The sequence below is a fragment of the Candidatus Leptofilum sp. genome (assembly GCF_965223285.1).
Classification (GTDB): domain Bacteria; phylum Chloroflexota; class Anaerolineae; order Promineifilales; family Promineifilaceae; genus Leptofilum.
In genome coordinates, this window is sequence record NZ_OZ244997.1 from 994699 (window position 1) to 1016907 (window position 22209).

Genomic DNA, 22209 nt, shown 5'->3' on the forward strand with positions numbered 1-22209 from the left:
AACATGACTGTAGTACAAAAATATTTTGCAGATTTAAAAGATACAATTGATTTATTGGAAGAAGCACCGATAGAAACGGCCGTATCCGCTTTACATAACGCACGTTTAAATGAAAAACAGATTTTTGTAATGGGGAACGGTGGTAGTGCATCTACCGCTACACATTTTGTGTGTGACCTGAACAAAAATACACGTGCTGATTGGCTGCCGCATTTTCGTCTGATAGGCTTAACCGACAACATGGCCATCTTTGCTGCTTACGCCAATGACGAAGGGTATGAAAATGTCTTTGTCAAGCAACTGGCAAATTTCCTGCGCCCTGGCGATGTTGTCGTAGGTATTTCTGCTAGTGGCAACTCTGAAAATGTGCTTCGTGCAATGCAATACGCCAACGATACAGGGGAAAACATAACCATTGGCTTAACAGGATTTTCTTCTGGCAAGCTGGGGCCAATGGTGGATATTCATATGCATGTGCCCAGCGACAATATTGAACAGGTTGAAGACCTTCACCTCGTTTTAGCGCACCTCATGACAACCGCCCTAAAGCAAAAGGTGCAGGAGGAGAAACGGCTTCAACTTCAATCGTAGATAAATTGGTATATATTGAGTCAGCTTTAGGTCAAATCATTACAGCCACCATCGCCAAACTTTGACTAAGCAATACAGTGAAAAATTGTATTGCTTTTACTTGTTTTAGATGAGACTTGCACATAAGTGCTTGCAAAGTGAATTATACTGAGTAAACCACAGAAAATGTTTTGAAAATCGAAGAACGATTTCTCTGTGATTTACTTGTATGGAAGCGGGAAGAACATCTCGTTTTATAAAATCTTGTAGTTGGAATAGGATTGTGCAATGGAAATTGATATTAGAGAATATTTAGCCCCGCTAAGAAAATGGTGGTGGATGATCGCAATTACGACGTTTGTTGCGGCCGTTGCCAGCTTCTTTGCTACTCGTCAGCAGGTTCCAGTCTATCGCTCCTACACACGGTTAGCGATTGGTAATTATTTGGAATCTACCGATGTCAGCAACAACGATTTTTCTACCACGCGACAGCTGGCTACTGCCTATGTAGAGATTGCCAATCAGCCTGGATTTCTCCGTGATACTGCCGATGCGCTTGGATTGGAAGAATTGCCTCGGGATATTGATATTCGCCAGGTGAACGAAACCAACTTTGTGGATATTACTGTAACGGATACTGATGACCTCCGAGCGGCAGCGGTAGCCGCAGAGCTAGCTCGCCAGCTTTCTTTGCGTACACCCACTGGGCAGGACAGCGGCGATGCTGAATTTGTAAGGGGATTGTTGACTGATTACCAGACCAAAATTGAGGATACCCAAGAACAGATTACGGCTAAAGAAGCAGAAATAGGTGAGCTGATTAGTGCGCGTGATATTTCTGTAGCGACGGGTGAACTGAATACGTTGGAGAATAACCTGGACACGCTAACCCAACGTTATACTGAACTGTTGTCATTGACACAGGAAGGTGCAACCAACTCTGTCCAGATTGTAGACCCAGCAACTCGGGGAACACTTGTCAACTCTAATAGTATTATCTCGGTAATTACGGCCGCTGGCATTGGCTTTGTTCTGTCGGCGTCTGCCGCCTATTTGCTTGAGTATCTTGATGACACGGTAAAGACACCGGAACAGATTATGAAGCTGGGAAATATACCCACATTGGCCGGAATTGCCTACATTGATTCTGAGGATGAAAGCAAGCTGGTGACAATTTCGGATACGCGATCGCCGGTGGCTGAAGCGTATCGTGTGTTACGCACGGCCATTCAATTTTCTGTAGTTGACAAGAAAAACTCAATTTTGTTATTGACCAGCGGCGTGCCCTCTGAAGGCAAGAGTACAACGGCGGGGAATTTGGCCGCTGTATTGGCGCAAGCTGGTAACAACGTGGTATTGATTGATGGTGATTTAAGACGGCCGTCTCAACACAACATTTTCAACTTGCCAAACAAACGTGGACTAACGAGCTTGTTACTGAAACTGAATGTAGATGACTCTGATATTGAAGTCCGCAATTTGGTCGAAGATACCGTTCAGCCAACACAGGTAGAAGGTTTGCAAGTTATGACCTGTGGCCCCATTCCACCGAATCCATCAGAACTGTTGGGTTCCACAAAAATGCGTCACCTGATGGATGTCTTGGACAGACAGTTTGATTTTGTGGTTATCGACAGTCCGCCAGTGCTATCTGTAACGGATGCGGCCGTTTTGAGCGCAACGGCTGGCACAACTCTGGTGGTGGTACGGGCAGACAAGAGCCGCAAAGAAGAGTTTAAGCAGGTGGTAGAGCGGTTGGCAGATGTAAATGCTAATCTGGCAGGTGCCGTACTTAACTCTCTCAAAGCGGGCAGTGAGGGACATAACTTCTACTACTACTACAGAGATCCTTACTACACCTACGGTGACGAGCCAGATAGCGACAGGGGTGAGCCGAAGAGCAAGCTGCGCAAGCGGTTCTTGCGTGGCCAGGAAGCTGTTCAATCGTAAACGTAATTGGCTAAAAAATGTGAAGGCCCGACGTGAAAATCGCGTCGGGCTTTTTTTATGGAAGGTGAGGGAACAAATGACTTAAAGCTGTGTTGAGATCGGTAAAGGTGGCAAATGGGGGAAGCTCTTGAGTAAGTGGTAGTTGTGCCTGGGCCGTGCCGCGCCCGGTGAGCAATAAGATAGCTTGCTTAACGCCTGCAGCTTGCCCAGCCTGAATGTCAGTAAGGGCATCGCCAATCATGATTGATTGACTGAGATCAAGGTTGTGCTCTTCAGCAGCCTGAAGCAGCATACCGGGCTGGGGTTTGCGGCATGGGTCGTTGAGACCCGGTTTGGCGGGGCAAAGGTAGCTTCCGTCGATACGGCCGTTACTTTCGCGCACCACCTCTAAGATTCGCTCGTTGAGAGTGACGGCCGTTTCCAATGAAATGATCCCGCGCCCTACTGCCGACTGGTTGGTGACCACAATAATTTTATACGGAATCTCATTAATCCGTGCCAACGCTTCTAGTGCCTGTGGAAAAAATTCAACATCCTCCCAGCTCCGCACATAGTTGGCTCGATTTTCAATAAATACACCGTCACGGTCGAGGAAAAGGGCAGGTTGTTTGGTAGGCATAGTTTCCTTTGCAGGGGTGATTGGTGAACTTCTTCATTGAGCGACATTCCTCTGTAATTGTCGAATGACTCAATTTTGTTGTTAGGCAATCGGCTGAATACATTCAGGAACGTCATTCCTGGGGCTGTTGACGATGGTGCTTACGGGATAGGCACTCATTTTTTCGGCGGGATACGGCCGTAATAAATGCAGTCCCAGGTCTGGATTCGGCTCTGGGTTTAGCCACAAATCAAAATCTTCTCGCTCCACAATGACGGGCATCCGGTTGTGGATGGGGGCCATCAGTTCATTAGGCGTTGTGGTGAGAATGGTGCAGGTTTGCAGGGCAGAGCCGTCTGAATCACGCCAAACTTCCCACAGACCCGCCAAGGCAAACGGCCGTTCCTCCCCAGCAGCTGGGCGAATAAATATTGGTTGCTTGCCGCTGCCCAGCTTTTGCCACTCGTAAAATCCGTCAGCAGGAATGAGGCAGCGCCGCCGCTTGAATGCTGTCCGAAATGATGGTTTCTCGGCAACAGTTTCTGAGCGAGCATTAATCATGCGCGAGCCTATTTTTATATCTTTTGCCCACGAAGGAATAAGCCCCCAGCGGAAGAAGGTTAGCTCCCGTGTGCCGTTTTCGTTGAGGCGAATCGCAGCGACAGGCTGCGTAGGTGCAATGTTGTAACGGGGAACTGAGGGGGGCAACGCTTCTACGGCCGTTTCCGACACGTCAAACTGCATGGCCAACTGTTCGGTTGGGGTCATCAAGGCAAACCGTCCGCACATCACAGACTCCTTTTTCAGTAATCAATGATCAGTTGATGGCTGCTGCCTACCGATTACCGGTAGGTCGCTTTCGCGCCTTACAATTCAGATTTTGGTTACTGGCGTGCCGCCAATAAAAAGCGACGACCGACTTCTTCATGGTACGTCGTCGCCGCAATAGTAATACACCGCCACACTCGGGGCAAATTGCTTCCGAAGGCGCGTTGCCTGAGGCAGTAACGGCCGTTCCGTTTGGTAAAATGGCTTCTTTCATGCGGGTTCTTCTTGCTAAAATTGGGTCTCGCAGGACAATTGTGTTTAATCTATAGCTTAGACACCGCACAGATTCCCAAGTCACTTATTTTGCCGATTTTGCTATTGCGAATGGCCGTATTCGCTTGTTACAATTCCGCCATCAAATCACTGTTCTACTGAGCAAATTGGAGAAAGATTCATGAAAGTTCAAGGGTCAACCTTTTTAATCACAGGAGGCAGCTCTGGCTTGGGAGCGGCAACTGCCACCCGCCTAGTGGAAGCTGGCGGCAATGTTCTTATCGCTGATCTCAATAGCGAGGCTGGGGAGGCGTTAGCCGCACAGCTTGGCGGAAATGCTACCTTTGTGAGGTGCAACGTGGCCTCTGCTGAGGATGTACAAGCGGTGGTGGATACGGCCGTTGCTACTTATGGTGGTTTGCATGGTGCTATTAACTGTGCTGGCATTGCCATCGCCAACAAGGTGCTGGCTCGTGATGGCAGCCCACATGATCTGGCACTTTTCAGTAAGGTTATTCAGGTTAACCTCATCGGAACGTTTAACGTCATTCGGCTGGCTGCCGAACGTATGGCCAGGGCTGAACCAAACGAAGCAGGTGAGCGCGGGGTGATTGTGAATACAGCTTCCGTCGCTGCTTTTGACGGCCAGATGGGGCAAGCAGCCTACTCAGCCTCCAAAGGGGGCGTGGTGGGTATGACCTTGCCCATTGCCCGCGATTTGGCCCGCAGCGGCATCCGCGTCATGACAATCGCCCCTGGCATCTTTGAGACACCGATGCTGGCTGGCCTCCCAGAAAAAGCCCGCATCTCCCTCGGTGAGCAAGTACCATTTCCTTCGCGCCTGGGTCGCCCAGAGGAGTACGCTGCCTTGGCCCAGCACATCATCGAAAACGAGATGCTCAACGGCGAAGTCATTCGCCTGGACGGTGCCATCCGCATGGCACCACGCTAATATGCAGAGACTGGAGATTTGGAGATTCACAATCTCCAATCTCCTTAAAACTGGAGAAATTCATGACTGAGTATAATTTAGACCTTCATCGACAAGCGGCCAACACTATTCGAGGTCTGACGATGGATGCCGTACAAAAAGCTGGCGAAGGCCACCCCGGAATGCCGATGGGCATGGCTGACGTGGCCGTCGTGCTGTGGACACAATTTTTGCGCCACAACCCACAAGACCCCAACTGGCCCAATCGTGACCGCTTTGTTTTGTCCGCAGGGCACGGCTCTATGCTCATTTACAGCTTGCTGCACCTGAGCGGCTACGATTTGCCGCTGGAAGAATTGAAACAGTTCCGCCAGTGGGAGAGCAAGACCCCAGGCCATCCTGAAAATTTCCACACGGTCGGCGTAGAAACCACCACAGGTCCGCTGGGGCAGGGGATTACCAATGCAGTCGGTATGGCAATGGCAGAACGCTGGTTGGCAGCTCGTTTTAACCACCCAGACCACGCTATTGTCAATCACCACACCTATGTCATTGCTGGGGATGGCGATTTGATGGAAGGTGTATCGCAGGAAGCGGCTTCCCTGGCCGGACATTTGGGGTTGAGCAAGCTCATCGTGCTGTACGATGACAATCAAATAACCATTGATGGCAGTACCGAAATTGCCTTTACTGAAGACGTGATGGCCCGGTTTGCTGCCTACGGCTGGCACACCCAAAAAGCGGATGGGCACGATCCGTTGGCAGTTAAAGCGGCAATTGAGACCGCCAAAGCAGAAACGGAACGGCCGTCCATCATCGCCTGCCGCACCCACATTGGGTACGGCAGCCCCAATAAGCAAGACACTGCTAGCGTGCATGGCTCGGCCTTGGGGGATGAGGAGATTGCGCTAACCAAGCAGGCACTCAACTGGCCCATCGAGCCACTTTTTTACATCCCGGATGAAGCACGAAACTTTTTGCACAGGGACGGCCGTTTCCAAAGCGAATGGGAAACCATGTGGGAAAGCTATCTCGCAAACTACCCTGAAGACGCCGCTCGGTTCAAACAGTTCCTCAATGGCGATTTGCCAACCAACTGGGATGAAATCCTGCCCACCTTTGAAGCGGGTAAAAGCATTGCCACCCGCGCCTCGTCTGGGCAGGTGCTAAACGCAATTGCCCCCCATGTGCCTTATTTGCTAGGTGGTTCTGCCGATCTCACTGGCTCCAACAAAACCGACCTCAAGGGAGAAGCGGCTCTCACCAAAGATGATTTCAGCGGACGATACATTTACTTTGGCGTACGTGAACATGCAATGGGCGGTATTTTGAATGGAATGTCGCTGCACGGTAGCATACGGCCGTACGGCGGTACCTTCCTTGTCTTTTCTGATTACATGCGCGGCTCTGTTCGCCTCTCTGCCTTGATGGGTGAGCCAGTCATTTACGTCTTCACCCACGATAGCATTGGCTTGGGCACCGATGGCCCGACTCACCAGCCCATCGAACACGTCATGTCTCTACGCGCCATGCCCAATATGACCGTGATCAGACCTGCTGACGCTGCTGAAACGGCCGTTGCCTGGCGGTCTGCATTAGAAAATAAATCTGGGCCCACTTCGCTCGTTCTTACCCGGCAGGGCGTGCCAACCCTGGATCGCAGCAAATATGGTGATGCGGCAGGTGCGGCTAAAGGCGCATACATCTTGAGCGACGCCGATAATCCTCAGGTGCTGCTGCTAGCGACAGGTTCCGAGGTTCAGATTGCTTTGGATGCACAGGAAAAATTGGCTGAGCAGGGCGTATCGGCTCGCGTCGTCTCTATGCCTAGTTGGGAGCTTTTTGCTGCGCAGGATGCTACCTACCAGGAATCTGTGCTACCTTCGTCAATTACTGCCCGCGTTTCCATTGAAGCTGGCGTAACGTTAGGCTGGGAACGGTATTTAGGCTTTACCGGCAAGGCGATTGGTTTGGATCGGTACGGCGCATCGGCTCCCTACAAAGCAATTTACCAAAACCTGGGCATTACTGCCGAAGCAATGGTGCAAGCCACGCTGGCGCAACTGGATTAATGTGATGATACCGGTAAAAATTGCCCCTTCGATTTTGGCTGCCGATTTTACCCGGCTAGGGGAACACGTTTCGGAAGCGATTGCAGGGGAGGCGGATTGGCTGCATGTGGACATTATGGACGGCCGTTTCGTCCCCAACATTTCCTTCGGCCCCATGATTCCCCAGACGATACGGCCGTTGGCCGATGCTGCCAATATGCCCTTGGATGTTCATTTAATGATTGAAGATCCGGATCGCTATCTAGCTCAATTTGCTGCCGCCGGAGCCGCGCGATTGACGGTTCATGCTGAATCAACCCGCCATCTGCATCGCACAGTGCAAGCAATCAAAGAGCTGAACGTGAAGGCCGGGGTGGCAATCAATCCCGCAACTTCACTAACGGCCGTTGAAGAAATTTTGCCTGACGTCGATCTCATCCTCATCATGACGGTGAACCCCGGCTTTGGTGGGCAGCGATACATCCCCCAAAGCACTGCCAAAATTCGCCGTCTGCGTCAGATGCTCACCGAGCGGCGCAGCAACGCCTGGCTTCAAGTAGATGGCGGTATCAGTGCCAAAAATGCGGCCGAAGTGGTTGCCGCCGGAGCCACGTCGCTGGTTGCGGGCAGTGCCATCTTCGGCGGCAAAAAATCGGTGGCAGACAACATTACCGAAATGAAAAACGTCGTGCGCACCGTCTTTTCAATTTAAGGTAAAGCCAAGCAGTAGCCGCGGATTCTTTCCGCGCGACTAGAGGGCAGTAAGAAACTGCGGCTACTAAAATTATCCACTTGCTGAAAGTTCTTTCTTTTGCGTTCCCTGCTCTAAGATAATCCGCACAGAGCGATCGTAAGTAAAGTAATTCCACATCCAGTTTATAAACACGTTTAGCCGGTTGCGGAAGCCGAGCAGCGTTACCAGATGCAAAGCCAACCACGCCAGCCAAGCAAAGTAGCCACGCATCGGAATCTTATTATAAATCCAGGCGACGGCGCGACGACGACCAATAGTGGCCATGCTGCCCCGATCGTGATAGCGGAACGGCCGTTTCTCGCCCCCACCTATCTCTGCCAAAATATTCTCAGCCGCCAGTTCGCCTTGCTGCTGCGCCACGGGAATTAGCATTGGGTAAGGTTGGCCAGACGCATCTTCCAGGTAAGTCATATCTCCCACGGCATAGACGCCTGCACGGCCGGGCACCTCAGTGGTGGGTAAAATGGGCAGCCGCCCCCCGCGCTGAAGCGGCAGTTCCAGCATTTCTGCCAGAGGCGACCCCTTCACACCCGCTGCCCAAACCAGCGTGTGTGTATCAATACGTGTGCCGTCCGCCAGCGTAATATGATCTTTAGCCACCTCTTGAACAGGACTGCCCAACCGCACCTCAACGCCCAATGATTCTAGCTGTTCCAATGCGGCTTGGCGCAGCTTGTCCGGGTAGGGGGCCAGCAAATACGGCTGCATTTCCACCAAGATCACGCGCGTTTGCAGCTCACGGTGCAAATATTCACGGTTCAGCACATGGTTATACAATTCGTAAATGGCTCCGGCCGTTTCCAAGCCAGTCGGGCCACCGCCAACAACCACAATGGTAGTCATTGCCTCGCGCACGGCTTCATCTGCCACCCATGTTGCTTCTTCAAACAATGAGAGAATGTGATTCCGCAAGTTCACCGCGTCGCTTAGCGTACGCAGCTCCAGCGCATTTTCCTTGAAAACATCCTGGCCAAAATAGGTGGGGATGCTGCCAGAAGCCAAAACCAGATAATCATACGGTTCTTGTAACGTTTGCTCGCCAACTTGCACGGTTAGTGATTTATTCGTGTAGTCAATATCGGTAACGTTGCCCAGCAAAGCACGAACGTTCTTGTTTTTGCGGAAAATGGTGCGGACGGGATAGGCAATCTCCGATGGATCAAGGGCGCAGGTAGCCACTTGGTAAAGCAAGGGCGTAAATGTATGAAAGTTGTTGCGGTCGATTAGCAGAACATCGACAGGTTTGTTTGCCAGGGTACGGGCAGCAAACAAGCCACCAAAACCTGCCCCAACGATAATAACGCGAGGCTGTTGCGTATTCATTTTTCAGTTCCTCTTGCTTCTGAGTTTTCAAAAGCAGCCAGTTGTTGAATAAGTAATATCTTTTGTGATATTTTTCACATATTATACTGAATTTGTGTCAATTTGACAACTACCTGTGTGGGATTTCAGAAATTCTGATACTGGAAGAAACAGCCGTTTCCACCCACCCATCGCCGTTATTTTAGCTACCAGACGAGGCGTTTCGACATTCTGGCACAGCCCACAAGTACCCTTGATTTACTAAAAAGACACGTTAATAATATTGTTATGTCACTATATTGACACTTTTATGACACCTAGCTATAATGCAAGCGTGTCGGAAACGGCGTGGGTAGGCCACTTCAGTGCCGCCCCGGCACAATCCCGAAAAAAATGTCTTACACACCCAAAGGAGAACCAATTATGAAACGGAAATGGTTTATGATAGGCATCGTGCTTCTGCTGGTGGGCTTTGTACTCGCCGCTTGCAGCAGCACCGAGCCAACAACAGTCGAGGTGACTCGCGTGATCACCGAGACGATCCTTGAGGAAGGTACGACGGTTGAAGTCACCCGCGTCGTCACCGAAACGGTCACCGAAACGGTTGTCGAGACTGTGGTGGAAACGGTTGAAGTGGAAAGCGAAGAAGAGATGAATCGCACCGGCAGTTGGCTGGACACTATCGTCTTCGTCGAGGAGCCAAATCAGGATTCAGCCGTGGCCCGCCTGGCGGCTGAGGACATCGACATGTACGCCGACGACATCGGCGGTGCGGCGGCGGTTCAGGCCATTAACAACGCCGCCAATGTTACGGCCGTTACCCAATTCGGCCTCTTCGATGAAATCCTTTTCAACAACGGCACCTGCGCTGACGAAAGCATCCTCAATCCCTTTCAGAATCAGCGAATCCGCGAAGCTATGAACTGGGCCATCGACCGCGACTACGTGGCCGATGAACTGTATTCTGGTCTAGCCGTGCCTAAATACACCGTTATCCGCGAAGCCAGCGCCGACCGCAGCCGCTTCGCCGCCGAAATTCGCGCACTGGAAGCCGAATACGCTTACAACCTCGAACGCGCCCGCGAAGTGGTCAACGCAGAAATGGAAGCATTAGGCGCAGAACTGGTTGACGACCTCTGGACCTACAACGGTGAACCAGTCAGCGTCATCGGTCTCATCCGTACCGAGGACACCCGTCTGGAAATTGGCAATTACTTCGCCAACCAGCTTGAAGAGCTGGGCTTTACGGTGGAGCGTTTCGAACGCACCTCCGGCGAACTGAGCCCGTTATGGATCAGCTCCGATCCGGTCGAATGCCAGTGGAACTGGTACACCGGCGGCTGGAGCCAAACCGCCATCGGACGCGATGACGGCACAAACTTCGACTTCTACTACACGCCACGTGGCGTGCCGTGGCCGTCGTGGCAGGTCTTTGAACCTTCTCCCGAACTGGACGAGCTGTCCCTGCGCCTGTTCAACAATGATTTCGCCAACCTGGAAGAACGCGCCGAGCTGTTCCGCCAAGCGCTACCACTAGCTAATGAACTGGCCACGCGCGTCTGGGTGACCAGTCGTACCACACTGGTGCCGTACAATGCAAACGTCTCCGTCTCCACAGACTTGGCTGCCGGCGTCAGCGGCGCAGGTCTATGGGCCAAGACCGTACGCTTTGCCGACGAAGTGGGCGGCTCCATGACGATTGGTCTGCCCAGCGTCTTTACCGAACCGTGGAACCCGATTGGCGGCTCCAACTGGGTGTTCGACAACATGGTTAAACGTGCCGTTGGTGAACAGGCCGTTTACGCCGATCCCAATACGGGTCTGGGCATCCCTGGCCGCATCGAGCGCGCCGAAGTCGTTGTGGATGAAAGCTTCCCGGCTGGCGTCACCTACGACTGGCTAGACTTCTCTACCGCACCGGAAATCGTGGTGCCTGACGACGCCTGGGTTGCTTGGGATGCCGAAAATCAGGTCTTCCTGACAGCGGGGGAAGTGTACAGTGAGCCGCAAACGGCCGTTTACAAGAGCACTAGCTACTATCCCGAAGATATGTTCGACACCATCACCTGGCATGATGGCAGCCCGATGAGCGCCGCCGACTTCGTAATGGGCATGATCGTCACTTTCGACCTGGCTAACCCCGACAGCCCCTACTACGATGAGTCCCTGGTTCCTACCCTGGATCAGTTCCTCTCCTCGTTCAAGGGTTTTCGCGTCGTCTCTACCGACCCGCTAATCATTGAGCATTACGCCGATAACGCCAGCCTAGACGCTGAGAGCATGATCGTTTCCTGGTGGCCCGGCTCCGGCGGCGGCGAAGCCTATGGTTTTGGCGACGCAGCCTGGCACAACATGGCCCTGATGCTGCGCGGTGAAGGCAACGGCAACTTCGCCTTCACACCCGACAAGGCCGAAGCCAACGAAATCGAGCGGACCAACATGATCGCTGGTCCATCGCTGACCATCCTCGCCACAGAACTGACGGCCGCCAGTGAAGAAAATTACATCCCCTACGCCCCCACCCTAAGCCAGTTTATCACCGAGGATGAGGCTGCGGCACGCTATGCCAATCTGGCTGAGTTTGCCCGCCGCTACGGCCATTACTACCTGGGCACCAACATCTACTTCCTGCAAGGCGTCTTCCCAGTGGAGAGCCAGGCCATCCTGAAGCGTTACGAAGCGCACCCAGACCCGGCCAATCGCTACGCCGGTTTTGCGGCCCCGGCCATTGCCGAAGTGGAAATCGACGGTCCTAGCCGTGTCACCATTGGCGATGAAGCCGTCTTCGATGTCTTCGTTGACGCTTTTGGTGAAGCATACCCGATGGACGACATCGACGGCGTTACCTATCTGTTGTTCGACTCCACTGGCGCGCAAGTAGAAGCTGGCATGGCTACGGCCGTTGACGACGGTCTGTGGGAGGTGGTGCTAAGCAGCGAAACCACCAACGCCCTGGCCGAAGGCTCCAATCGTCTTGAGGTCGTCGCTGTCTCCAAACTGGTAGCCCTGCCCAGCCTGACTGAATATCAGTTTGTGACTGCACCGTAATTCCGATAGGTTCTCTTTCCAAAACTGAACCATTCTCACACAAATAAAATAGGGCCGGCGTGCAGCCGGCCCTATTCCTGTAGTTTGGCTTTTTTGAAAAAAGAAGTGAACTCCTTGTTATTCCAAGAGGCTTCTTCAAAATGCCTAAATCTAGGAGCAGCATTCCAGCTTGGAATGCTGCTCCTAGATTTAGGTTTGACTAAAATTATTGGCGAAGCTGGTCCATAAACTCGCGGCGCAAATCTTTATCTTCTTTGTATTTGCCGAGCATGTAGCTGGTCATCATGCGGGGGTGTTCCTTCTTCACGCCACGCATCATGGAGCACATGTGGGAGCCTTCGATGACGACAGCCACGCCTTGCGGCTGCAGAACCTCATCGATCATCTCGGCAATTTGGCGTGTCATGCGCTCTTGCACCTGTAGGCGACGGGCAAACATCTCGACGATGCGCGGGATTTTGGAGAGACCAATCACTTTGTCTGACGGAATGTAAGCAATATGCGCCCGGCCAAAGAAGGGGAGCATATGGTGTTCACACATGCTGAAATATTCAATTTCTTTCACGATGACTGGATCGTCATAATCGACATCGAACAGGGCATTATTGACGAGCTTAACGGGGTCCGTAGTATAGCCTGCCAGAATTTCATCGTACATACGGGCGATGCGGTCTGGCGTACCCAGCAACCCTTCCCGGTCGGGATTTTCACCCACGTTGGCCAAAATGTTGCGCACGGCCGTTTCGATTGCCTCCTTTGATTCTGCTTTGTCTTTAGGGCGATCGGCGGTGATGACTTTGCCGTTGGCGTGTTCATTGGAACGGCCGTTGGTGTGCTCAAGTGTGTGAAAACCATTTAGTTCTTTCACTGCATCTAACATAATTGTTCTCCTCGATGCTGCGTTTGCAGCTTATGGTTCATACCGTTTAGCGCAACAACGGCTTTTTGAGCTGTTGGGTAAGGGACGCGCTTGTTTGCGGTTGTTGAATCTACTCAATTTAGACAGTGATACCTTCAATTTTGTCACGAATTTGGTGAAGGGAGGAATGACTCAAAAATGACGGTGGCTGTCTTGCGGCTTAACTCTCTTATTGGATGAGATATATGGCTAAATCCTTACCTTGCTAATGTCTTTCATGGCTTTTGGCCATTAAGGCTTTCAAAATCATGTGGTCAAAGATCATGTGGTCAAAGTGCAGATAATCGAGCCATTTTAGGCAATAGATGAGTAAATAAGCTCGTCTACCTTGACGAAAACGTATTGGCATTGTATCCTTATTGTCAATATTTTGTCAATATTTTACCCCATATTTGTTCATATCTTACTTATAAACGGGATAAAACCTGGGCAAAATTAGTTTTTTATCTAAAGGTAAAGCAACAATGACCAACAAACAAAAACGAACTGTAGTGCATTTACACCAACTTTGTAAAGAATTTGCGGAAGGCGACCAGCAGCGGCAGGTTCTTTTAGACGTAAGTGGTGATTTTTATCAAGGGGAGTTTGCCGTGCTGTTGGGTAGAAGCGGCAGCGGTAAAAGCACGTTGCTCAATCTGATCAGCGGCATCGAGTCGCCTACTTCTGGGCAGATTTTGGTCGCTGGAAGATCGATCACGACGATGAAGGAGTGGGAGCGTACGTTGTTTCGGCGGGACAACATTGGCTTTGTGTTCCAATTTTTCAATTTGATTCCGACGCTGACTGTTTTGGAGAATGTAACCCTACCAATGGAGCTGGCGGGGAACGGCCGTTCCGCCACAAAATCGGCCATGAACTTACTGGAACAGGTGGGGTTGGCTGATCGGCGTGATACTTTTCCCGACAAGCTGTCTGGCGGGGAGCAGCAGCGGGTCGCGATTGCTCGCGCTTTGGTGCATGATCCGATGTTGGTGCTGGCAGATGAGCCAACGGGCAACCTGGACGAGGAAACCGGGGAGCGGGTGCTGAAGCTGCTGCTGGATTTGACGCGTCAGCAAAACAAGACGCTGATCATGGCCACGCACAGCCCGGAGGTAGTGCCTTTTGCCGACCGGGTCTTCCGGGTTCATGATGGGCAATTGCTGACAACTGTTGAGGCACAGCCCAAGATTCATTCGGTGCCGGAGCCATTTGTTGTACCCAACTAACAATTGTCATACTAAACGAAGTGAAGTATCCCAACCAAGTTGCGATTGCCCAGAGTTTGTTTTAGCGGACAGAGTTGAATGGGATTCTTCGTTTCACTCAGAATGACAAGTAGAAATATAAGCGAATTTTAAACATGAGTTCAGTTACTGTTCACAATAAGCCATTGTGGCGAGCGGCGTGGCGGCGGATGCAGCGACGGCCGTTTCAATACATCTTATTCATCCTGGGCGTGGCCATTGGCGTGGCGATGATGGTCTCCATTGACCTGGCCAGCGGCTCCGCCAGCCGCGCTTTCGAGCTTTCGACCAGCGCCATCACTGGGCAGACGACGCACCGGCTGGTGGCCGATTCCACGGGCTTGGACGAAGCGGTCTACACCGATTTGCGCACCGAGTTAGGCTTTTCGCCAGCCGCGCCAGTGGTGGAAGGATACGTGCAGTCGCCGGAGCTGGGTGAACAGCCGCTGCGCCTCATTGGCATGGATCTGTTTGCCGAGCTGCCATTCCGCAGCTATTTTGGTAACACGGGCGGGGATGACATTGGTGATTTGGTGGCCTTTTTAGCGGAGCCAAACACGTTGTTGCTCACCGAAGGCTTGGCTGAAGTAGCAGGCGTGACGCTGGGGGACACCATTACGCTTGATTACACGGGGCAGCTGGTGGCGTTCCGCGTGGTGGGGCTGCTGCAACCGGGCGATGAGGTGAATGAACGCGCCCTGAGCAGCGTCCTCTTTACCGACATTGCCAACGCCCAGCCGCTTTTGGGGTTGAACGGCCGTCTCTCTTACATCGACCTCATTGTGAATAATGAAACCGATTTGGACCGCATTGAAGCTTTTTTGCCAGACGGCGTGCGGCTGGAAACTGCCTCGGCGCGGAGCAATACCGTGCAGCAGATGACGGCCGCTTTTGAACTCAATCTAACCGCGCTCAGCCTGCTAGCACTGGTGGTAGGGATGTTTCTTATCTACAACACAGTGAGCTTTAGCGTGGTGCAGCGACGGCCGTTGTTTGGCATTTTGCGCTGTTTGGGCGTGACAGGTGGGCAGCTTTTTGGCTTGATCGTGGGGGAAGCGGCCGTTTTGGGGCTGATTGGCTCGCTGCTGGGCGTAGGGCTGGGAGTGGTCCTCGGCCAGGGCATGGTGCGATTGGTAACGCAGACCATCAACGATTTGTACTTTGTGGTGAACGTGCAGAGTGTGGCTATCCCGCCAGAGGCATTGCTGCGTGGCTTGCTAATTGGTGTGGCTGCCGCTTTGTTGGCTGCGACCGTGCCCGCCCGAGAAGCGATGAAAACCGCGCCCCAAAGCACGCTGCGCCGCTCGACGATTGAGAGCAACGCCCAGCGGCTGCTGCCCTGGCTGGTGGTGGCCTGGCTAGTTTTGAGCGCAATTGGCACGCTGCTGCTCTGGCTGCGCACCAATTCGCTCATCGTCGCCTTTGCTGGACTATTTGCCGTGCTGTTTGGCTTTGCCTTGCTGACGCCGCCGCTGACGGCCGTTTTCATGCGCTGGCTCACCCCAGTGGGTGCTAAACTGCTGGGCGTCTTGGGGCGGATGGCTCCGCGCGACATCGTGCGCTCGCTTAGCCGCACCTCCGTAGCCATTGCCGCGCTGATGGTGGCTGTGTCGGTCATCGTGGGCGTTTCCATCATGATTGGCTCGTTCCGCCAAACGGTGACGCTGTGGCTCAACGACACGCTCCAGGCCGATGTCTATCTCTCGCCGCCCCGCCTGACGGCCGCCGAGACGAGCGGAACATTGCTAGAAGATGTGGTGGCAACGGCCGTTAACTTCCCCGGCGTGGCCGAAGCGGTCACCACCCGCCAAATTGAAGTGGCGTTGCCGGAACTGAACCGCCGCGTCAATCTGCACGCCGACAGCGGCGATGTGTCGCAGGGGCAGCGACAATATTTGTGGCAGTCGGCCAATCAGGCCACCATCTGGCAGCAGTTTTTGGCAGGCGACGGGGTGATGATCACTGAGCCGCTCTACCGGAATGAGAAAATGAGCCTGCCACCCGCGCCGATCACCATTGACACGCCCGCCGGGCCGCGCACGCTGCCAGTGCTGGCGGTGTATTACGATTACGCCTCGCAGCAGGGCAGCGTTCACATCGGCCGCGCCCTGTACGACGAGTTGTGGCAGGACGACAGCTTTAGCACAATGGCCCTCTTTTTGCAGCCGGGGCAGCCGATCGAGCCGGTGGTAGAGGCATTGCAGGTTGAATTTAACGGCCGTTCCGACGTTATCATCTCCTCCAACCAAAGCCTGCGCCAAAATGCGCTGGTTATTTTTGATCGAACCTTTGCTATAACCGCCGCTTTGCGTTTGCTGGCGGTGGTGGTGGCCTTCATTGGTGTGCTGAGCGCCTTGATGAGCTTGCAGCTTGAGCGGGCGCGCGAGTTTGGCGTCCTGCGGGCCACGGGCATGACGGTGCGCCAGCTGTGGCAGGTGACGCTGTTGGAAACTGGCCTGATGGGCAGCACGGCGGGCCTGCTGGCGCTGCCGACCGGCTTTGTCCTAGCCTACATTTTAATTTACGTCATCAATCTGCGTTCGTTTGGCTGGACGCTGCAAATGCAGCTGGAGCCGAGCCATTTCATCAATGCGTTCCTGGTGGCGCTGGGCGCGGCACTGCTGGCTGGGCTGTATCCGGCTGTGCGCGTGGGCAAGATGGTAGTGGCAACGGCCGTACGCTCTGAATAAAACGTTAGCCGCGGATTACGCGGATTTTAAGGATTTGAAATTGTCATGCTGAGTGGAGCGAAGCATCCCCAGCATGTTTGATTTGAAGAGATTTTTATCAGCAGATCGCGCAGATTGAAAAGATTTAATCTGGTTAACCTGCGAAATCTTTGATGAAAAAAGAAAAAGATCATGAAACGATTGAGTATTATTCTAATTATTTTTGTCCTGCTGGTGTTTGGCGGGTTGGCGTGGTGGAACTATGGTGCGGGATCGGCAACGGCCGTGGCGGAAGCCACCTTTCTGCAAGTGGCAGAAGACACCACCGACTTTGCCCGCGCCACCGAGCCAAACAATATCCAGTTTCCCCGCGATTTGGGGCCGCACGACGATTACCAGACGGAGTGGTGGTATTACACGGGGAATTTGGATGATGGAAACGGCCGTCAGTTTGGCTACCAGTTCACCATTTTCCGCCGGGCGTTAACGCCGGAGCTGGTTGAAGATGCAGCTTCCGACTGGCGCAGTAACCAGGTGTACCTGGCCCACTTCACCGTCAGCGACGTGGCCAACGAGGCGTTTTACCCGCACGAGCGGTTTAGTCGCGGCGCGGCTGGCTTGGCCGGAGCGCAGGCAGTGCCATATCGCGTTTGGCTGGAAGATTGGTCAGTGGAAGAGTTGCCCTCTGGCGAGGTGCGCCTCCTGGCCGACGGCGGCGACGTGGCCCTGGATTTGCTCCTGACGCAAACCCTGCCCCCTGTCCTGCATGGCGACGGGGGCCTTAGCCCGAAGGGGCCGGAGCCGGGCAACGCCTCCTACTACTACTCCCAGGTTCGGCAGGAAACGCGCGGCACGGTGCGTGTTGGCGACGAAATGATTGACGTGACCGGACTGAGCTGGAAGGACCACGAGTACAGCACCAGCGCCCTCAGCGAGGGGGCGATTGGCTGGGATTGGTTCTCGATGCAGTTTGACAACGGTAGCTCGCTGATGTTTTTCCAGATTCGGCGGGACGACGGCAATCTAGAGCCGTACTCCAGCGGCAGCTTCATCGCTGCTGACGGCACGGTGACCCACTTGAGCGTAGATGATTGGTCATTAGAAGTGCTGGACGAGTGGACAAGCCCGACAAGCGGGGCGACCTACCCGGCGGGCTGGCAAATTGAAATTGAGTCATTGGATTTGGCGTTGGAAGGACGGCCGCTCATGCTCAACCAGGAACTCAACGTGTCCACCGTCTATTGGGAAGGAGCGACGGCATTCAATGGCACGCTGGCGGGGCAGCCTGTGTCGGGCCTGGGTTACGTGGAGATGACGGGCTATTTTGCTTCGATGGACGGCCGTATTTAACCCAAAACTGAGGAGTAGGGCCCCTACTCCCGCATCTGGAATTGCGAACTACCTAACTGTTATCGTCTGAATCATTACGACGTTTCAATGAGGCGAACATAGCTTCAATACGTCTTTTCTCGTTTGCTCGCAAGATTTCATACTGACTTTGAAGTTCCAAGTCATTGATTGCTGAAGCCGCCTCAAATGCGAGTTCAAAGATCACTAAAGTTATGAACCGGGATTGGCTAATGAGCTTGTTTGCCCAATAAAATGACTCCTGTTTTATTTTGCTGCTCTTATCACAATCCAAGCTTAACTGTAAGGCTGTGGTTATTACAAAACGCCCTAAGCCACTTGTGTTCCAACCTTTATATATTTCAAGGTCTGGCTGGCATTTTTTAAGTTCTGTCCACGCTTTTAGAGGTGAACCAGAAAGTCGATACAGTTCAGCTAATTCTTGGGTTTCAGATATTCTATCGAAAGGTGAGTCACACAATTTTAGCGCAATTTTTTGGGCATCAATGGCCAGACTCAAGTCGCCTGATGCTTTAGCCCGACCAACAATATTGGCTAAATCCCTTTTTTGAGCATACTCGTTACCTTTTTCATAGACCTGATTAAGATGCTCGTTAAACCACTCTCTAACTAGAATTCGTCCTGCTTTAAATTCCTTAAACGTTATTGCTCTATCAATCAAAGTAATCCGTCTTTCTTTTTCGACTGTGTCCGGATAGGCGCGTGAAACTTCCTCGAACCAAGCTCGCAATCTTTCTTCATCCAAGTAATTGTCAACAATCGAACCGTCTACTCTTTCCAGAATTCTAATACTCACAGGGTTGTTTGACCGTTTTAGATATTCAATTGTCTTTTGCACACCAGCAGAAAAAACATTTTCAACGTCCAGGCCGCAATATGTGTCGAAATTGGCTTCTTTTGCTTCGAAAAAAAGGAACACATTCTCAAGGTTTTTATATTTCGCCAGAAGATAGGTGCTGATGTGTAATGATTGAAGAAGGCCGGTGTCCTTTTGGTGCATCTTTACTTCATTTTGGATAATAAATCGAAGCAGTTTTTCATCTGAGGTTGACCAGTTGTATTGAAGTGCAATGATAAGAGCATATCTAGCATTACTATTTTTATCGAGAATGCTTCCATCTTCATCCTTGAATGGGGAAAAGGAAAATTGGTTCCAAAGACTTTCATCTTTTCGGATGTCTGGGAGCAATAATTCAGCTTCTTTTGGAGTCATATATACCAACTAATTTTTGTTATCAGAGATTGAGAAACTGGTTTTGTTCAATTGTCTGGAGTACGGATTAAACAGTGGCGGTTTGTAGATTTTTGAGTGGGGTTTGGGTGGGAACGGCCGTTTCTACCTCCTCTAACCCTTCCTCAAACTCCACAAAAGATTCCGTGCTCAACAACGAATCCAGCTCAAGATCGGGAATGTCCTCAAAATACCGCTTCAAATGCTTGCGGAACTGGCGCAGGCCGGACGCTTCGCCGTAGTAAGCCACCATTTCGCGGGCGTGTAGGCGCACCGCTTTGATAATGTCGGTCACTGCTAAATCCTCGCGCCGCTGGCGGGCAAAAATCCACGGATTACCGATAGCCGCCCGGCCAATCATCACCCCGTCGCAGCCAGTGTGGGCCTTCATCTGGTCAATGTCCTCCGGCCCCTGCACATCCCCGTTGCCAATGACCGGCACGCTGACCGCCTGCTTTAGCTGGGCGATGGCGTCCCAGTTGGCGTTGCCGCCGTACTTTTGCACTTTGGTACGGCCGTGCATCGCAATCAGCGCCGCGCCGTTTTGCTCCAAAATACGGCCGATTTCCAAAAAGTTCTCCTGCGTGGCGTCCCAACCCAGCCGGATTTTGCCGGTGACCGGTACCTCAAGGTGCTGGCTGAGCAGCTTAAACGTTTCCGCGATGAGTTCCGGCTGGGGCATCATGCCCACGCCCGCGCCGCGCCCGCTCACCTTGCGCGTGGCGCAGCCCATGTTGATGTCGATGATGTCTGGCCCCCATTCTTGAATGCGCAGAGCGGCGTCCAGCAGCATCTGGGCGTTGTTGCCAAAAATCTGGAACACCATCGGGTGCTCGCCCGGTTGCGTGTCCAATCGCCGCCGAAACCGCTCATGGACGCGCTTGCCCAGCAACGCCTCGGCGGGGACGAACTCGGTGTAGTGCATGGCGGAGCCGTAGGCACGGCACAATGCCCGGTACGGCACGTCTGAATACCCGGCCATTGGAGCCAAAATCGCGTCGCCAAAAACAGGCACGTCGCCAACGGTGAACAAGGGTTGCTGCGTCATAAGGTTGTATTTTAACAAATAAATTGTGGTAGGGGCGAGGCGTTTGGCCTCGATCAAATGAATTTCGATTGAATAAACTCCCCAAACGCCTCGCCCAATTACCGCAATAACCAAATGGTTTGCCGTGAAAAAGGGCGACGCAATCGGAGAAGAGGTGGTTTGTTTTGCCATGATATTGGCCGATTGCATCACCACTACGTGGGTTGGGCGATTGCGGCGAAGGTGTGAGATTGTGGATCGAACGGTTCTCCGGCGACATTAGCGTGCCAATCGGTAATGGTCAGGCCGTTAGCGGCAAATTCTGCGGCCAGCGAAGCCTGATCGAAATATTGCAGCCAGTTGAAGATTTCGAGGGTGCGAGTGGGCGTGAAGATGGTGTATTTGTCCAGCGTCACCTGCTCGGCTTCATATTTGAATTGCTTGGTGAAGGCAAAGTAATCCTCATCTGTCCAAAAATTGCCAAATTGGTGACGGCCGTAACTAACACTTTCCTCAAACCGGGCAAAATCCACCAGCGAATGCACATCTAGCACAACGGCCCCGCCGTCGGCTAAATGCTCGCGGAAGATGCTGAGCAGCTGCTGCCGCTGCGTTGGACTCAAGGCGCAAAAGTCGCAGAAGATAAGCAGGATAAGGTCGAACCGTTTGTCCGATTGGAAACTCAGATAGTTGGTGTGGATGTAGTCGATGGCGAGATTGTGGGAAACGGCCGTTTCCTTTGCATACCGCAGCGAATTGGCCGAAAAATCAATCCCCGTCACCTCGGCACCAAGTTGTGCCAGACGTGTAGCGTAAAGCCCCGGGCCGCAACCAAAATCGGCAATGCGTGTGCCGGGGCCAATGTTGAACCGCCGTTGTAACCAGCCCAGAGAAGCCTCGATAAAGGGCAATCGCCGCGAGGCGCGATCCGTGCTTTGATCCAGGTGCGTTTTGAGCATCTGTTGGGCAATGTGCGGGTCTGTCCACAAGGTATCGGCGGTGTAGATGGAGAAGGGGGACGGCCGTTCATTGATGGCCACTAATTTCTTATACATAATTTCTGTTACAAAGCTCATGGTAGTGTGGCTGACTCTATTTAGAGGTTAGGATCATCATCTCCCTTGCCGATCATTAAGTTGACTACAAAAATCATAGACATGACTACAAGGATAATATCTGAGATAGAAATCATTTGCTCAATTGAGAGATTACCAACAATAAATCTTAACCTTCCAAAAACCCCACGATTGTAAATGCTAGACAGTGCTGCAAAAAATATTACTGCTCCAATAAAAGATTGAAGAAGTCCATCTAATGCGTGAGTGGGAGGGTGCTTCAAAAACGGCGACATTATCTTTCGCCAAGCATTTCGATACTCCTTTTGTTGAAGCAAAAGCACTGCTATTCCAATTATTGAGGCTATACTACCAAGCGTGTTTATATCTCCTGCCAGAAGAAAATATGAGAAGCATAGGATAATAACGAGAGACCCAATTTTGTTTAAATTCATATTTTTAGAAGGCG

General features: G+C 52.3%; 18 protein-coding genes. 9 read left to right on the top strand and 9 right to left on the bottom strand.

Annotated elements, in window-relative coordinates; genetic code table 11:
- Positions 1 to 3: 3 nt before the first annotated feature.
- Positions 4 to 591, top strand: coding sequence for a D-sedoheptulose-7-phosphate isomerase (locus tag ACOQPU_RS04865; RefSeq protein ID WP_420644002.1), 588 nt, complete (start codon positions 4 to 6; stop codon positions 589 to 591).
- A 267-nt stretch (positions 592 to 858) separates the two neighbouring features.
- Positions 859 to 2520, top strand: coding sequence for a polysaccharide biosynthesis tyrosine autokinase (locus tag ACOQPU_RS04870; RefSeq protein WP_420644003.1), 1662 nt, complete (start codon positions 859 to 861; stop codon positions 2518 to 2520).
- A 55-nt stretch (positions 2521 to 2575) separates the two neighbouring features.
- On the opposite strand, the gene ACOQPU_RS04875 is transcribed toward ACOQPU_RS04870, so the two are convergent.
- The 3 genes from ACOQPU_RS04875 to ACOQPU_RS04885 form a co-directional block, all read right to left on the bottom strand.
- Complete coding sequence (locus tag ACOQPU_RS04875) at positions 2576 to 3139, bottom strand: D-glycero-alpha-D-manno-heptose-1,7-bisphosphate 7-phosphatase (RefSeq protein ID WP_420644004.1); 564 nt, start codon at positions 3137 to 3139, stop codon at positions 2576 to 2578.
- An 81-nt stretch (positions 3140 to 3220) separates the two neighbouring features.
- Positions 3221 to 3907 (bottom strand): SOS response-associated peptidase, encoded by a 687-nt coding sequence (locus ACOQPU_RS04880; protein WP_420644005.1) that lies wholly within the window; start codon positions 3905 to 3907, stop codon positions 3221 to 3223.
- A gap of 46 nt (positions 3908 to 3953) precedes the next feature.
- A complete protein-coding gene (locus ACOQPU_RS04885) occupies positions 3954 to 4160 on the bottom strand; it encodes a hypothetical protein (RefSeq protein WP_420644006.1) in 207 nt (68 codons plus the stop codon).
- Between the two features lie 180 nt (positions 4161 to 4340).
- Here ACOQPU_RS04885 and ACOQPU_RS04890 point away from each other — a divergent pair, with 180 nt between their 5' ends.
- From ACOQPU_RS04890 to rpe, 3 genes are all read left to right on the top strand, one after another.
- The gene (locus ACOQPU_RS04890) at positions 4341 to 5111 is read left to right on the top strand and encodes a 3-hydroxyacyl-CoA dehydrogenase (protein WP_420644007.1); all 771 of its coding nucleotides are present in this window, start codon (positions 4341 to 4343) and stop codon (positions 5109 to 5111) included.
- 62 nt (positions 5112 to 5173) lie between these two features.
- Positions 5174 to 7162: a transketolase gene (gene tkt / locus ACOQPU_RS04895; protein WP_420644008.1), complete on the top strand. Its 1989-nt coding sequence runs from the start codon at positions 5174 to 5176 to the stop codon at positions 7160 to 7162.
- 4 nt (positions 7163 to 7166) lie between these two features.
- Positions 7167 to 7853 (top strand): ribulose-phosphate 3-epimerase, encoded by a 687-nt coding sequence (gene rpe, locus ACOQPU_RS04900; RefSeq protein WP_420644009.1) that lies wholly within the window; start codon positions 7167 to 7169, stop codon positions 7851 to 7853.
- A 72-nt stretch (positions 7854 to 7925) separates the two neighbouring features.
- On the opposite strand, the gene ACOQPU_RS04905 is transcribed toward rpe, so the two are convergent.
- The gene (locus tag ACOQPU_RS04905) at positions 7926 to 9218 is read right to left on the bottom strand and encodes an NAD(P)/FAD-dependent oxidoreductase (protein WP_420644010.1); all 1293 of its coding nucleotides are present in this window, start codon (positions 9216 to 9218) and stop codon (positions 7926 to 7928) included.
- Positions 9219 to 9620: 402 nt separating this feature from the next.
- On the opposite strand from ACOQPU_RS04905, the gene ACOQPU_RS04910 reads away from it, so the two are divergent.
- The gene (locus tag ACOQPU_RS04910; protein ID WP_420644011.1) at positions 9621 to 12245 is read left to right on the top strand and encodes an ABC transporter substrate-binding protein; all 2625 of its coding nucleotides are present in this window, start codon (positions 9621 to 9623) and stop codon (positions 12243 to 12245) included.
- Positions 12246 to 12450: 205 nt separating this feature from the next.
- Here ACOQPU_RS04910 and folE read toward each other — a convergent pair whose 3' ends face one another.
- Complete coding sequence (gene folE / locus ACOQPU_RS04915; protein WP_420644012.1) at positions 12451 to 13125, bottom strand: GTP cyclohydrolase I FolE; 675 nt, start codon at positions 13123 to 13125, stop codon at positions 12451 to 12453.
- Positions 13126 to 13628: 503 nt separating this feature from the next.
- Here folE and ACOQPU_RS04920 point away from each other — a divergent pair.
- The 3 genes from ACOQPU_RS04920 (at position 13629) to ACOQPU_RS04930 (ending at position 18409) form a co-directional block, all read left to right on the top strand.
- Positions 13629 to 14372 (top strand): ABC transporter ATP-binding protein, encoded by a 744-nt coding sequence (locus ACOQPU_RS04920; protein WP_420644013.1) that lies wholly within the window; start codon positions 13629 to 13631, stop codon positions 14370 to 14372.
- A gap of 134 nt (positions 14373 to 14506) precedes the next feature.
- Complete coding sequence (locus tag ACOQPU_RS04925) at positions 14507 to 17080, top strand: FtsX-like permease family protein (protein WP_420644014.1); 2574 nt, start codon at positions 14507 to 14509, stop codon at positions 17078 to 17080.
- A 171-nt stretch (positions 17081 to 17251) separates the two neighbouring features.
- A complete protein-coding gene (locus ACOQPU_RS04930) occupies positions 17252 to 18409 on the top strand; it encodes a lipocalin-like domain-containing protein (RefSeq protein WP_420644015.1) in 1158 nt (385 codons plus the stop codon).
- A gap of 52 nt (positions 18410 to 18461) precedes the next feature.
- On the opposite strand, the gene ACOQPU_RS04935 is transcribed toward ACOQPU_RS04930, so the two are convergent.
- From ACOQPU_RS04935 to ACOQPU_RS04950, 4 genes are all read right to left on the bottom strand, one after another.
- Positions 18462 to 19640, bottom strand: a complete 1179-nt coding sequence (locus tag ACOQPU_RS04935) for a hypothetical protein (protein WP_420644016.1) — start codon at positions 19638 to 19640, stop codon at positions 18462 to 18464.
- A gap of 67 nt (positions 19641 to 19707) precedes the next feature.
- Positions 19708 to 20706 carry a tRNA dihydrouridine synthase gene (locus ACOQPU_RS04940; RefSeq protein ID WP_420644017.1) on the bottom strand — a complete coding sequence of 333 codons (999 nt, stop codon included), beginning with the start codon at positions 20704 to 20706 and terminating at the stop codon, positions 19708 to 19710.
- Positions 20707 to 20900: 194 nt separating this feature from the next.
- Positions 20901 to 21740, bottom strand: a complete 840-nt coding sequence (locus ACOQPU_RS04945; protein WP_420644018.1) for an SAM-dependent methyltransferase — start codon at positions 21738 to 21740, stop codon at positions 20901 to 20903.
- 41 nt (positions 21741 to 21781) lie between these two features.
- The gene (locus ACOQPU_RS04950; RefSeq protein ID WP_420644019.1) at positions 21782 to 22195 is read right to left on the bottom strand and encodes a hypothetical protein; all 414 of its coding nucleotides are present in this window, start codon (positions 22193 to 22195) and stop codon (positions 21782 to 21784) included.
- Between the last annotated feature and the right edge of the window lie 14 nt (positions 22196 to 22209).